We start from the raw sequence: 13,378 nt of genomic DNA, 5'->3' as shown, positions 1-13,378 counted from the left end.
CCTATGTGGCAAGATGAATCCGGTTTGCGGAATCCAGTAACCGCCGGTATTCTTTGATCAGCTGTCCCCGAATGGGCTTTGATTTTTTGAAAATGGCATGCTGCTTTTCCACGTATTCCCGTCGGCCCGGTTCGGTTTCAATTTTTATGGGTTCCAATCCACGGTGCCGGAGGTCATAGGGACTGGCTTTCATATCGATGATACGCGTTTCGACGGCCAGTTCGAACGCGCGACGAATCGTACGGCTCGATATCCAGGGATACATTTTGAACGCCCACTTGTACAGATCCATATTGGTATGCAGACAGCCGGGCTGTTCCATGCTGTTGAAGTTCTCTCTGTTCAGTTTAAACTTATTTTGCGGTTTGGCCTCGTCCGTAAAAAAACGGAAAGCGTCAAAATGCGTGCAGGCCAGGGGACGTGATTCCACAAAAGCAGCGAGCTCATCCCTGTCCATCCGCAGGGAAAGGTATTCGTGCCTGATCCTGTCGGCCTTGTAAACCATGGCCCACTCATGCATGCCGAAGCATCCGAAAGAGGGATGACGGTTCGCTGAATTCTGTAAAACGCCCAGTATCCATTTCAGTGAAGAGAGGCGGTCCGGAGAAAAATGGCCAATATCGAGAAAATATCTGCTGTCACGGCTGTTCATCTCGTCGAACGGCCAGTCGTGAAGATTTCCTTCGAGCAACAGCACACCCAGTCCTGGCGACCAGCGGCGCAGGTGCGAGGGACGAAAGGCGTAATATTCGAACAAAAAGTCCATAACGGGATCTTTTTGCTGCTCGCTCCTACGCTGCAGGTAAGGATCGATGAGCTCCGCGATTGCCTGTTCATGGCTGGCTTTCTGTCGCTTCCATTCACCGGGGGCAAGCCGGGTATGAATATTTGTGGGTGCTGTTGTGGACTCAGGTGATTTCATATTCATATACTGTAATATAACAATCTTTTCAGCATATTATCAGCAGTATTCAGGTGACAGGTGCAATAGCCCGGTGTATTAGCGGTTGTTGAACAGGATTGAGATAGTTAAATTTTCGGATCAGACTAAAGTCCAGGTATCTGTTGTCCGGAAGCTCTGGTTCGCCGCCGGCCGGCCATGCGCGGGCCGGCCCCTCGCAAAGAGCTTCCTGTTGATGCAAATGTGGCTTTCGACGGCTTTGCAGGGCGAATAAACTATTAAAAAAACAGCTGTTTCACGGTGGATTGATACGTCCAAAATTGGTATGCTACAGTTGAATGTTTACAAATAAGCAATAATGTGTGGCTGAATCAAACCGGGGCAAAGCGGGCTGGGGTAATCAAGTTTGGCACTTCGTGTTACACCTACGGCTTCATTATCAACTTTTTATACTGTCGGGTGCCTATTTGCTGGGAGCCCTCCTTAGTGAGAATTTTAACCTGCAATGGTTTGTTATACAATTCCTGAATGTACATCTGTTGCTTTTTGGGGGAGCGACAGCCTACAATTCGTTTTGGGACCGGGACGAGGGGCCCGTGGGGGGACTGCCAAACCCTCCACCGATGGTCCGGTGGATGTGGTTCGCTTCCCTGCTTATCCAGATGATAGGACTTTTGCTGGCTATTCCGATGGGGGCCTTTTTCGTTGGAATCTACCTGTTGAGCATGTTGCTTTTCTGGTTGTATTCTTCTCCATGGTCCCGCTGGAAAGGACGTCCCCTCAAGAGTCTTGTTGCCATTGGCATCAGTACGGGCTGTAATGCCGTGCTGCTGGGCTATTATGCCACAGGGTTCGGTCCACTTTACGGTTCGACATGGATGGCAGCCGCGGGCGTAACCTTCATCCTGTTAAGCCTGTACCCGGTATCGCAGCTCTACCAGCAGAATGAAGATCTCCGAAGGGGAGATCGAACCTTTGCCGTTTCCTATGGCAAATACACGGTTATGCGTTTTTTTGAGGCTTCTTTTACTGTGGGATTGCTGCTGGTGACTTTAGCCATAGGATTGCAACATTTGATGCTGGGACTGCTATTCGGAATTACGGGAGGAATTACGGGTATCCTGGTAGACAGGAAGCTAAAAGGAATGATGGCACATAACGAGGGAGATTATAGAAGTGTGATGCAGGTAAAATACCGGACTTCCATGGCGTTTGTCTCCTTTCTGGTGATAGCCCTGTTTGCCAAGCATAATGATTTTTTAAACTCTTTTGCCTTTGTTGAATGGTTGTTAAAATAAATGCGTTGTGCCCTCCTGACACCAAAAAAATGCAAATAGTAACACCTTGAGTGGAGGGCGCTTTCAGTTTTGACCGCCAATGAAGGAGGACTGAATTTTTTAAGTCTAACTACTGAAGGTGTTGCAATGTTGAGTTTACAATAAATTTAGGGACCAGACATCAGAACAAATTATTACCCCGGAAATCATTGACAACAGTATGAGTTATAGCGAGTACCGATCGATGATTGACCGGTTGCTTGAAGAAGGGAAGACCACCGGCAGTATTATTTGATAAGCGTCATTTTTTTGGAGTCTATTTGTGTCCCCCTGTCCGACTGTGCTACCAGGCGATAGATGTAAATCCCGCTGGCGAGGTGGGAAAGATCAATCTGTTCATCATACGAACCCGCGTTAAAAGATTCGGTACGAAGAGGCTCAATCACTTTCCGGCCGTTTATGGAATAAACAGTAAGACTGACTTCACTGTCTTCGGAGACATCAAACGGGATATTCGTCGTACCCCTGAAAGGATTCGGGTAGTTCTGGTTAAGCGCAAAACGGGTCGGGGGAAGCACCGTAAAGGTAACCGCCGCCGGTTCGGTACTGTTTGAGCGAACCTTCAGCATCACTTCATTATCCGGTGCCTCCGGGAAGACGGCATCACGGGGTACCTCTATAGTGAGCTCCCCGGCCGCTGCACCGAGGACCGTAGCCTCGGTTTCCCTGGTCTGGTTGTTGTATCGATCTGTAAGTATTACCTCATTTTCTGAGGCCGTGGTATTAAACTCAAAATTTTCTGCCCGTATGACCAGCGGTTCACCAACTCTTTCCTCTGATCTATCCAGCTCAATCCAGGGGATATCGGAGAGGTCCACCGTACCACCGAAGTCGCCGGAAAGCATGCCGCGTCCATGCGTGCCGGCTGCTACGTCGCCGTCAGCAAGCCTGGCTGCCACGTAGTCCGTGACCGCATTTCCGATTACATCAGCCGCCTCCTGTCCCCATTCCGTATTGGCCCCGTCAAGTATTTGTGTGGAATACAATCCCGTGCTGGTGCCCAGGAGATAGACCGTCCCGTTTTCCGCCGGTATGATTGCGGCGGATCTCAAAGAGGGACCGGGATTGGACTCGTTGCCCGTCAAATTTCCTTCCGCGGCCGTCCAGTTTTCGCCGCCGTCGGTCGTGTGGTAGAGCCCGACGATATTATAGTTGGAAAGCACCGCCAACACCTCGTTGGCGTTGCCCGGATTCACGGCAATATCCTTGAGATAGGCTCCGTTGAGCCCGGCATCGCCGGGCAGAGAAACATTTGTTACATCATCCTCACCCGTAGCCGTGTGGGCATTGTCAATGCGCCTGATAACGGGAGCACCACTCGTGCTGAAGCCTCCCAGATACAGTATATTGGCCGGGACGGTGGACACGGCAAGCGTGGAAATCACGTGTCCGCTTCCGACCGACAGGTCGGTCAGCTCTTCCCATCCCTGGGTCGTGCCCGACGGATCCTCATTGGAGATGGTATTCAGGCTGGTATTTCGCCAGATGTAGTGACCGTCCGGGTAATACATGATATTATCGTCATTGGGGTCCACCTGGTAGGGATGAAGGAACAGCTGATTTTCGGCTGCCGAGGGATATACATACGAGGGAGGATTATTAAAATCATCCTCCCAGCGGATCACCCCGCCCTCCTGCTGCGAAACGTAGAGGTAATTTTCCGTGAAATAGGCGTACCCTCCGTCCCCGGAGGAGATATCCAGGGTATTCTGGCTGTTTGGGGCCCCGGCCTGGAAGTACGGCGTCCCGTTATCCTGCGTGCCGCCCATCCGCCGGGGATCGTCCGAAACGTTGGGAAGGGCCGCCGTATAAAACTGAGAGGTCACATAGCCGTCGTCGCGATTCTCCCAGCTTACCGATTCCGCCGTAACGTCCGTGGTGTAACTCAGTCCCCCGTCGTGCCCCGCCCACATCCGGTCGGGATTGGCGGAAGGTTCGGGAAAAATAACCCGGTGCTGGTCGGCATGCTGGTTGGGGTACTGGGCATAGCTGTTGTCCTTGTTATAGCCGCCGATCCAATACTGATCTTTCTGCGCCTCGTTCTCCCCGTCATATCCTCCTTCCGGCGTGGTCGCAAACCCATCGGTGGAACGAAAAAGGTTGATTCCGCCCACCAGCACGAAGTTTTCATCGTCCGGTTTTACAGCCACTTCCATATTATACCCGGCCTGCATTTCCATATACCCTGTATCTTCATCGTCAACACGGAAGTCGGGCAGGTGCTCCGAGCGGTCCTCCGCACTGCCCGCGGACAGATCCAGCTTGTGAAAGCTTACACCCTGGTTTTCCGTATCATTAGAACCTTTGAGGGTTAACACATAGAGAATATCAGGATTGCCCGGGGCAAAGCTCACCACGCTTCTGCGATGGGTGTCGGGATAGGTATCCGGGGTGACCTCGGTCCAGTTTTGTCCGTCGTCGGTAGAGATGAATACACCCGGGTTGTGATTGGGAGAACCGGGATCGGTGGATTGTTGATCGTCAAATGCAGCTTCTGAAATAACAGCTGCCAGGGTCCCGTCCCCGGCCACGGACAGGTCGCAATAGAGCTGTTCGCCCTGCGTGCCGAGGACCGGCCCCGAGAATGTTTGCCCATCCGTAGATCGATAAATGCCAAAGCCGTTGCTGGCGGCAAAGACGGTGCTGGTAGTGGGACTGACGGCCACCCGGCTGACGGTATTGTAGGGCCCCACCAGACCCTGTACATTCGAGCTGGTCTGGGGCAGGAGCGACCAGGTGCTGCCATTGTCAGTGGATTTATAGATGCCCTGCCCGTAATAGGGTGCAGAATTGTTGGCGCTGGCCGAATTTCCGAGGATCTCGCCCGAGGCGTAATACCAGGTGTCGGGGTTGTTGGGATCCTGCGCCACCGATGTTACGCTTAAATTGGCGAGGTCGGGCGTCGCCAGGTTCCAGCTGTCCCCTCCATTGGTGGACTTCCACATGCCGCCGGAAACCCCGCCGGCCAGCACGATATCCGGGTTGCGCCGGTCCACCGCCAGCGCACGGGTTCGTCCGCCCACGTCAAAAGGTCCCGCATGCGACCAGCTGTAATCGACGGCCTGGAAAGAGGGATCTTTGGCCTTCATCCTGCTTTGCACCTGCTGAATAGTGGGCAGCGTGCGGGCATATGTCAGCTCGCGGTTGCGAATGTTTTCAGGAATGGAGTTGGTCGACGGGTCGCGCATTAACCGGAAAAAATACTCCGACCGGGCCGCCTTTTTTTCGGTGCGGTCCATTTTTCCCATCTGCTCCTCGATGCGCTCGGCCAACCCGGTATTTTCCGGGGGCGCAGAGAAGAACCCCGAAAAGTACAGGAGTCCCCCCGCCAACAGCAGCAGCGAAGAAATTCCGGTTATTATTAGCAAACGTCGTATCCCGTTTTGGCTCATAGTACTGGTTTTCCTGTTATTATTCGATATTGATCAGCGACCATGCAGTTCCCTTGCCGTTCTTTTGAAAGGAAACATTATGATGCAATCGGGCACGGATCACCGTTCCCCTGGTTAACGTGTCCTGCTCTGCACTGAGAGGAATATCAAGCGTATCGCCTGTTGGGATCGGGGGGGTAGAGGGACCGTATCCCAGAATGCTCCGAATCTGAAGCCGGAGCGTCTGACGGGCATCCTGTGGCTCCGGCGAGACAGCAATTACGGTCCCCTCCACCCGGGCCTGCCCGGGCGGCAGGCCCCGCCCGGGGGGTGGTACTGTTGGTATGGTGTCTTGTTGGATGGACTGCACGTGCGAGAGCGAATCGTTCTTATGCCGGTCGGCGGAGGAATCATCATCACTTTTTTTACAGTTGTAAAGCATGAGCGTTAGCGATATGAAAATGGTAAAATATGTCATACGTGTCGCCTTTTACCCGGATTGATTGTCCGAATTGAATCTTTACCTGTCTTGTAATAAATAAGACAGCGGGAGATTTTACTCATTCATTCATCCAGCGGCAATACCTCGATTTTGCGAAACTGGGTAGGGTGACTTTCCGCCTGTATGGAGATGGTTCCGCGGTCAATAAGCAAGTTAGTTCCCTCAATAAGAGGCTGTGCCGTCTCGTCCTGTTTATCGTACTGCGGATCCGTATACTCCATCACCTGTTCGCCATTTACATAATGTTTAAAAATCTCGCTTCCCCGCACTTCCACTTCGACCGTTACCCACTGGTCACCATGATAGGTTTCTGAGTCGGATGTGGTGCAGTGCGGGGTAAAAAGTTCTCCGTTCAGCACGACATTCGTCCCGGGCGTACAGAGATTAGCCGTAGAGCGCGGATCCTCTCCATTTCCGCCCAGCAGCTGCACTTCAACAGAGACCGGAAACTCCTGATCTTTTGCCATTGTTTCCGGGTGCTGACCGTGCAGCATCAGCCCATTATTGCGAAACGCCCAGCCTTCGCCGCCCTTGACCTGCTCGCCGATAAAGCGGTATTCTGCCCGTATCCTATAATTGGAAAAGGAGTCTTTATAAAAAAGGTGTCCGAACTCCCCGTTAAATTCATCCCACTTGTCGTACGAAACCGTCAGCAGTCCATCTTCCACGCGGAAGGTGTTATTGTAATTAATGCCCGGCTCGTAGCCGGCAAACTTGGGGGTCCAGCCCTCCAGGTCCTCTCCGTTAAACAGGGAAATCCAATCTTCCCCAGAGGCCGTAACCTGATCATTTTTCAGGGGTAATAACGCCGTTGTTACTACCATCAGGCAAAGCAGGGAGCCGGTTATAGAAATATTTTTTAACCAAACAAGCTGTTTAATAGTCATTTTAAAAAAATAAATTTATCACGGGCATCGGAGGGACAGCCGGTCATTGAAATTAAGGTTAGTCTCTTCCGGTAAGAAGCTAAGCCCTCAATGTCTTATATTATACCCATTAGCCCGGATTTCTCACAACTAAAAATGGAATAATGCTCAGCCTCTAAATACGTAAGGAATTATCGTTATTTTTGGACATAAACTAAAATTGCGCCCTGAAATAGCTGCCTAACGGGTAATGTGTCCACCGTTGAGCTTTAAAATGGTCGCTACGCAGAACACGTTTGTATCCTGACCTCTCTCCCGCATCCGGATGTTTTCGGAGAAGGAAAGCCCTTGACTCCGGTCCATTTTCCCTGTGAGAATCCCGGTCAGGGATAATTATTAAACATAATATACCACTTTGGATAATACCGATTCCTTTTACCAGCATATAGCCCAAACCAGTGATGCTCCGATAGGTTTAGAGGTGGAACGAGCCGAAGGCCCGTTTATTTATACGGCCGACGGGAAACGATACGTGGATTTCATATCCGGCATCGCCGTAAGCAGCCTGGGTCACCGGCATCCCAGCGTCGTGGAAGCAGTCAAACGGCAGGTCGACCGGCATCTGCATGTGATGGTATATGGGGAGTTTATCCAGGAACCCCAGTCGTCTTACGCCGAGCTGCTGACCTCCCGGCTGCCCGCCTCGCTGGATCGCGTCTATTTTGTAAACAGCGGCACCGAAGCCAACGAAGGAGCGCTGAAGCTGGCTAAAAAACATACGGGTCGGCATAAACTGGTCGGATTTCGTCACGGTTACCACGGGGATACCCACGGTTCGCTGAGCGTGACGGGACGTGATGTCTACCGCGACCCGTACCTGCCGCTGCTGCCCGATGTGCATTTCTTAAAATTTAACGATTACCACACGCTGGACGCTATTGACAGAGACACTGCCGCGGTTATTTTAGAACCGATCCAGGGCGAGGGAGGGATCATCCCCGCTGAACGGGAGTGGCTGAAGGCCGTTCGCCGCCGTTGTGATGAAACGGGTGCCCTGCTCATCTTTGATGAAATACAGACCGGTTTTTACAGGACGGGATCGCTGTTTGCATTCCAGCAGTATGAAGTCGTCCCGGATATTTTATGTTTGGCAAAAGCGATGGGAGGCGGCATGCCGATGGGAGCCTTTGTATCGTCAACGGATATTTTTACTTCCTTTATGCACGACCCGCCGCTGAATCATGTAACGACGTTTGGGGGACACCCGGTATCGTGTGCGGCAGCTTATGCTACGCTGACCGAATTGCTGAAGGGCGATTTTGAAAAGCGAACAACGATGATAGAACAAACAGTCCGGGAAACCTTAACAGCTGAGGCTATCACAGAAATACGGGGACGCGGTGCCATGCTGGGTATGGAGCTCAAAGATCGTGAACTGACGCAACAAGTAGTAAAAGGGTGCCTGGAGCGTGGCATTATTCTGGGTTGGACCCTGCATTCCGATACCCTGGTGCGGCTGGCTCCTCCCCTGATTATTGAGCGGGACCTCCTCCGGAGTACCCTGGAGACCATTAATACGGCCGTAGAACAGTTCAGCTGACTTTACAGGGGACTTTGAAAACCAGGGATTAGGGATTTTGGTTCAGGATCAAAGCCGGAGTGATTAAAAATCAACGCATACAAGGCATTTGTAAGGATTTTGAATGTGCAAAAATGCAGAGATTAGCCAAAAGAACCGCAAGGTTTTCTCATAGCTTGATGTAGTTAACAGAGATATAAGAGAACAAATTGAAAAAAGTGCAGTATGCATAATGTATAATTAAAACATAAACCTGACATACATAATCTATAAACATACCATAATGATGCTTAAGCGACTGCTACTGTTCACCGTTACCTGCCTGCTGTTGGTTTCCTGTTCCGATGACCCTTCGACCTTTACTGATGAACCTCCTGAGCTTCCACCGGTAGCATCCGTGGATGTTGATATGGCAACCCTTACAGGAAGCACCCAGCCCAAAACCGCAGCGACTCAATCCGGTGATTATTATATCCAGGCAGTATTCCGGGCCGGCATTATAAAAAAGGTGATTGATACCAATCTCCTGATTCCCAAAAATCTGTTAATAGCAGCGGGAGATACGGTTGCTCAGCTGAATGATGACCAGCAGTGGGAATGGAATTATTCATACACCGCCAATACCGGCGACTTTGCCGTACGGCTTGTGGCCGAACGGATTGCTTCGTCCGTCGTTAACTGGTCCTTTTTCGTAACGGCCGATCATTTAGAACTTGAGAATCATTTGCTCTTTACCGGGACCACCAAGAATGAGGGTCAGGAGGGGACATGGACGTATAACGGTCTGCAGGATCCGGAGAATGCTCAGCATCTTTCTGAAATAAACTGGAGTGTACAAGAAGAACAGACAGAGCTGCGGCTTGATATTCTTTCGGACCGTTTGGTAGCGGCCGGCAGTTATATTGATTTCAGCTTTGACGGTGAACAGAAGTCCCTTGTATATTATGACGCCGGTGAAGACAGGACCACCAACATAGCGTGGAACATGGATACGAAGGCGGGCTATATTATTGCTCCCGATATTAATAACGGTGAAAAAGCGTGCTGGGGCGAGCAGCAGGAGAATGTAAGCTGTAGCGAGTAATCCTAAATTTGCTTGTCCTTCCACCCGCCCCTGGAGAAAATCCACATGCCGAGCACTCCGAATATGGATTCGGCGATTACGATGGACCAAAATACGCCGTTTCCCTGCATGCCGAGGTTCATGGACAGAATCCATGCCAGGGGAATTTCTATGATCCAGAAACAGATGAAGTTAAGCCATGTGGGGTGGGGTACCGTGTCGCCGGCCCCGTTAAAGGCCTGAACCATGACCATACCCATCCCGTAAAAAAGATATCCCACAGCTATGATTTTCAGGCATCGGGCGCCAATGGCAATCACCTCGATTTCCGGGGTGAACAACCGAATCAGGGTTTCGGAAAACAGGAAAAAGGAGATCCCGATAAGCACTAAAAAAATGGTATTTACATACCCGCAGATCCAGGCCGAACGCTCTGCCCGTACTGCCGGAGGTAAAATCGTACTCCATTCCTCTTACAGAGCCTGCAATATCCTGCCTAAGGCTTTGCTGACTGGGAGTGGGGGGGACTTAGGTTTTCGGGAAGTGATTTATCCGATTGATTTTTCATACAATCACAGAAATTTTTACAGCTAATAAATAAAGGGAAAGAAATAGTGGGTTTTGTACAAGCACAGGGGTCAGCCTTCAAAGAGAAGGGCTCAGGTCTATATGTATTGCGTCCGTTTATAGTTTCGGATTAATACTGATATACTGATATACTGATATGTGGCCGACGGCTATTTTCATATTCACAATGATGTATCAGAGGAAAATATCCGACTATTTTTAATTTGAATCATTTTTTTCTGTTTGGTAAATAAATTCCGAATGAAGAGGATAATCCTGAAGCGTGTATGCTATTGTTAAAACAGGTTAATACCTTGTTAAATATGGTTTTTAGAAGAGGGAGTATTAGGAAATTGAGAGAATTATTTCCATTTTCTGCTTGTATTGATGCCTTTTGCAGCAGGATACAACCTCCGCAATGAACGGCTGAAACCACAACAAGGATCTTGCTAATTGAAATATAATTTAGTTAAAACGTTGATTATGAAATCCCCGTCCCCTATGTATACGATATTGATAGCCTTCCTGATGATTTCGATCGGTTGTGTGGATAACGAGCCCAATGATGAAGTCTCCCCGGGCAATGGTTCCTATGGTATAGTCGAAGCTTTCCCGGCTCTGGAATTTACGCGGCCGGTGGACCTTCAGCACCCGGGGGATGGCAGCGACCGACTTTTTGTCGTTGAGCAGCGGGGTATTATTTCTGTTTTTCCCAATGATCCCGGGGTCGAAAGTGCAACCACCTTTCTGGATATTGCAGAGCAGGTCGATAACGCCGGCAATGAAGAGGGACTGTTGGGACTCGCATTCCATCCGGACTACGAGGATAACGGCTATTTTTACGTGAACTATACCACGCACGACTCCAAGACCCGTGTCTCCCGGTTCGAGGTCTCTTCCGATGACCCCGACCAGGCGGTCAAATCCACCGAGCAGGTACTGCTGTCGTTCGAACAGCCTTACGGCAATCATAACGGGGGACAGGTTTCCTTCGGTCCCGACGGTTACCTTTACATTGCGGTGGGTGACGGCGGCTCCGGCGGCGACCCCCACGACAACGGGCAGGACCCCACAACACTGCTCGGAACCATCCTCCGCATCGATGTGGATAGCCAGGAAAATGGCATGAACTACGGGATTCCCGAAGATAATCCTTTCGCGGGTAACGAAGAGGGATACCGGGAGGAAATCTACGCCTATGGCCTGCGCAATGTCTGGCGGTTTAGTTTTGATCCGGAGACCGACCGGTTATGGGCCGGGGATGTGGGACAAAACAGCTATGAAGAGATTGATATTATTAAAATAGGCGAAAATTACGGCTGGAATATCATGGAAGGCAAGCACTGCTTCAGTCCCGGGTCCGGCTGTGACCAGTCGGGTTTGGAACTCCCTGTCTGGGAATATGGTCGGAGCGAAGGCGTATCGGTAACCGGTGGTTTTGTCTACCGGGGCCCCTCTCTGGACGGTTTGGCAGGTCAATATATTTATGCTGATTATGCATCGGGACGTATATGGGCGCTCGATTATTCCGATATGGGTAATCCCGAAAATACCGAACTTATTGAAACTGATATTCGTATCTCATCATTCGGGGTTGACGCGCAAAATGAGCTCTATATCTGCGCTTTTGAGGGAGGAAATGATAAAATTTACCGGTTGGCAGCGGAATAAATAGATTGATGGATGTCATCCCAGCCGGTCATTTTTTGCTGCCGGCAGGGAATGTAGCGCTCTTTTTTTAGGTTATGATACCTCAACCGAACCCAAAGTAAAGAGGCGCGTTATGGAATCTGTAAATCCCGCTACGGGCGAAATCGTAGCCACCTACCAGGAGATGAACAGCCAGGAGCTTGGAACGATTGTCCAGGAGGCGGATGAGGCGCAATCCCACTGGCGAAGGCGAAGCTTTGAGGAGCGTGCCGTCTTGCTTCGTAAAGTGGCGGACCTGCTGGAATCGAATAAAGAAAAGTATGCCGGGCTCATGGCACGTGAAATGGGGAAGCCGCTGCCGCAGGGCAAGTCAGAAAGCGAGAAGTGCGCCTGGGTCTGCCGCTATTACGCCGATCACGCCGAACAGTTTCTCGAAAATGAAATGATCGAGTCGGACGCCGACAAAAGCTATATTACCTATAACCCGCTGGGCACGGTGCTGGCGATCATGCCCTGGAATTTCCCCTTCTGGCAGCTTTTCCGGTTTGCGGCCCCGGCCCTGATGGCGGGCAATGCTGCTGTCTTAAAGCACGCCTCCAACGTTACCGGTTGCGCCCTCGCCATTGAAGAGCTCATGCATGAGGCGGGTATTCCGGAACCTCTGTTCCGGACGCTGGTTGCGGGGAGCGACCGGGTGGAGCAAGTCATCTCCGACGAGCACATTGCGGCCGTTACGCTTACCGGAAGTACCCGGGCCGGCAAAGCTGTGGCATCAACGGCTGGAAGCCTGGTAAAGAAAACGGTATTGGAGCTGGGCGGCAGTGATCCCTATCTTATTTTGGCCGATGCCGATATCGAACAAGCGGCCGAGACCTGTGTTACGTCCCGGCTGATTAACGGGGGACAAAGTTGTATTGCGGCCAAGCGCTTTATTGTTGTGGAGGATAACTACGATCTTTTTATAGAGAATATGACAACATTGATGAAGGAAAAACGTATGGGCGATCCTTTTGAGGATGACGTTGACCTCGGGCCCATGGCACGCGCGGATTTGCGGGATGAACTCCACGAGCAGGTCCGGCAAAGTGTCGATGCCGGCGCTGAGTGTATTTTGGGAGGCGAAATTTCCGATCGCAAAGGGACCTATTATCCCCCGACGATATTGACGAACGTGACGAAAGGCATGCCGGCCTATGAGGAAGAACTTTTTGGTCCGGTTGCTTCGGTCATTCGGGTAAAAGATGAGCAGGAAGCCATCCGCGTCGCCAACGATTCCGATTTCGGACTCGGGGCCGCCGTGTTTTCCAGGGATGCGGATCACGCTGAGCGGATCGCCGCTGAAGAATTGGAAGCCGGCTGTTGCTTCGTCAATGCATTTGTAAAATCCGATCCCCGCCTGCCGTTCGGAGGGGTTAAGCAGTCCGGTTACGGCCGGGAACTTTCCCACCTCGGCATCAGGGAGTTTGTAAACATCAAGACGGTTTACCGGGCATAAGCGTTTGTAGGATCTCCTTTTAAAAAGGTTCTTGCCGGGGCCTTTGA

The 13,378-nt window shown here is 51.1% G+C and carries 10 protein-coding genes; 5 read left to right on the top strand and 5 right to left on the bottom strand.

The window, feature by feature from the left end:
* Position 1: 1 nt before the first annotated feature.
* Positions 2-928 carry a 3-methyladenine DNA glycosylase gene (locus BUB16_RS05445; RefSeq protein WP_244545644.1) on the bottom strand — a complete coding sequence of 309 codons (927 nt, stop codon included), beginning with the start codon at positions 926-928 and terminating at the stop codon, positions 2-4.
* A gap of 335 nt (positions 929-1,263) precedes the next feature.
* Here BUB16_RS05445 and BUB16_RS05440 point away from each other — a divergent pair, with 335 nt between their 5' ends.
* Complete coding sequence (locus BUB16_RS05440) at positions 1,264-2,199, top strand: UbiA family prenyltransferase (protein WP_073060382.1); 936 nt, start codon at positions 1,264-1,266, stop codon at positions 2,197-2,199.
* Between the two features lie 266 nt (positions 2,200-2,465).
* On the opposite strand, the gene BUB16_RS05435 is transcribed toward BUB16_RS05440, so the two are convergent.
* The 3 genes from BUB16_RS05435 to BUB16_RS05425 form a co-directional block, all read right to left on the bottom strand.
* Complete coding sequence (locus BUB16_RS05435; protein ID WP_073060380.1) at positions 2,466-5,630, bottom strand: T9SS type A sorting domain-containing protein; 3,165 nt, start codon at positions 5,628-5,630, stop codon at positions 2,466-2,468.
* 19 nt (positions 5,631-5,649) lie between these two features.
* Positions 5,650-6,087 carry a hypothetical protein gene (locus tag BUB16_RS05430; protein WP_073060377.1) on the bottom strand — a complete coding sequence of 146 codons (438 nt, stop codon included), beginning with the start codon at positions 6,085-6,087 and terminating at the stop codon, positions 5,650-5,652.
* Between the two features lie 86 nt (positions 6,088-6,173).
* Entirely contained in the window at positions 6,174-6,998 is an 825-nt protein-coding gene (locus BUB16_RS05425) for a 3-keto-disaccharide hydrolase (protein WP_211483098.1), read from the bottom strand.
* A gap of 394 nt (positions 6,999-7,392) precedes the next feature.
* Between BUB16_RS05425 and BUB16_RS05420 the strand changes: the two genes are divergently transcribed.
* Together BUB16_RS05420 and BUB16_RS05415 are read left to right on the top strand one after the other, a co-directional pair.
* The gene (locus BUB16_RS05420; RefSeq protein ID WP_073060375.1) at positions 7,393-8,577 is read left to right on the top strand and encodes an aspartate aminotransferase family protein; all 1,185 of its coding nucleotides are present in this window, start codon (positions 7,393-7,395) and stop codon (positions 8,575-8,577) included.
* A gap of 262 nt (positions 8,578-8,839) precedes the next feature.
* The gene (locus BUB16_RS05415) at positions 8,840-9,640 is read left to right on the top strand and encodes a hypothetical protein (protein ID WP_084088050.1); all 801 of its coding nucleotides are present in this window, start codon (positions 8,840-8,842) and stop codon (positions 9,638-9,640) included.
* Positions 9,641-9,642: 2 nt separating this feature from the next.
* On the opposite strand, the gene BUB16_RS05410 is transcribed toward BUB16_RS05415, so the two are convergent.
* The gene (locus BUB16_RS05410) at positions 9,643-10,077 is read right to left on the bottom strand and encodes an MATE family efflux transporter (protein WP_084088049.1); all 435 of its coding nucleotides are present in this window, start codon (positions 10,075-10,077) and stop codon (positions 9,643-9,645) included.
* Between the two features lie 592 nt (positions 10,078-10,669).
* Between BUB16_RS05410 and BUB16_RS05400 the strand changes: the two genes are divergently transcribed.
* Both BUB16_RS05400 and BUB16_RS05395 read left to right on the top strand, forming a co-directional pair.
* Positions 10,670-11,857 (top strand): PQQ-dependent sugar dehydrogenase, encoded by a 1,188-nt coding sequence (locus BUB16_RS05400; protein ID WP_073060570.1) that lies wholly within the window; start codon positions 10,670-10,672, stop codon positions 11,855-11,857.
* A gap of 112 nt (positions 11,858-11,969) precedes the next feature.
* Positions 11,970-13,331 carry an NAD-dependent succinate-semialdehyde dehydrogenase gene (locus tag BUB16_RS05395; RefSeq protein WP_073060367.1) on the top strand — a complete coding sequence of 454 codons (1,362 nt, stop codon included), beginning with the start codon at positions 11,970-11,972 and terminating at the stop codon, positions 13,329-13,331.
* The last annotated feature ends 47 nt before the right edge of the window (positions 13,332-13,378 follow it).

Source organism: Fodinibius roseus (assembly GCF_900129315.1).
GTDB lineage: Bacteria > Bacteroidota > Rhodothermia > Balneolales > Balneolaceae > Fodinibius > Fodinibius roseus.
Note: the sequence above shows the minus strand (reverse complement) of the source record. Positions and strands in the feature narration are given on the sequence as shown.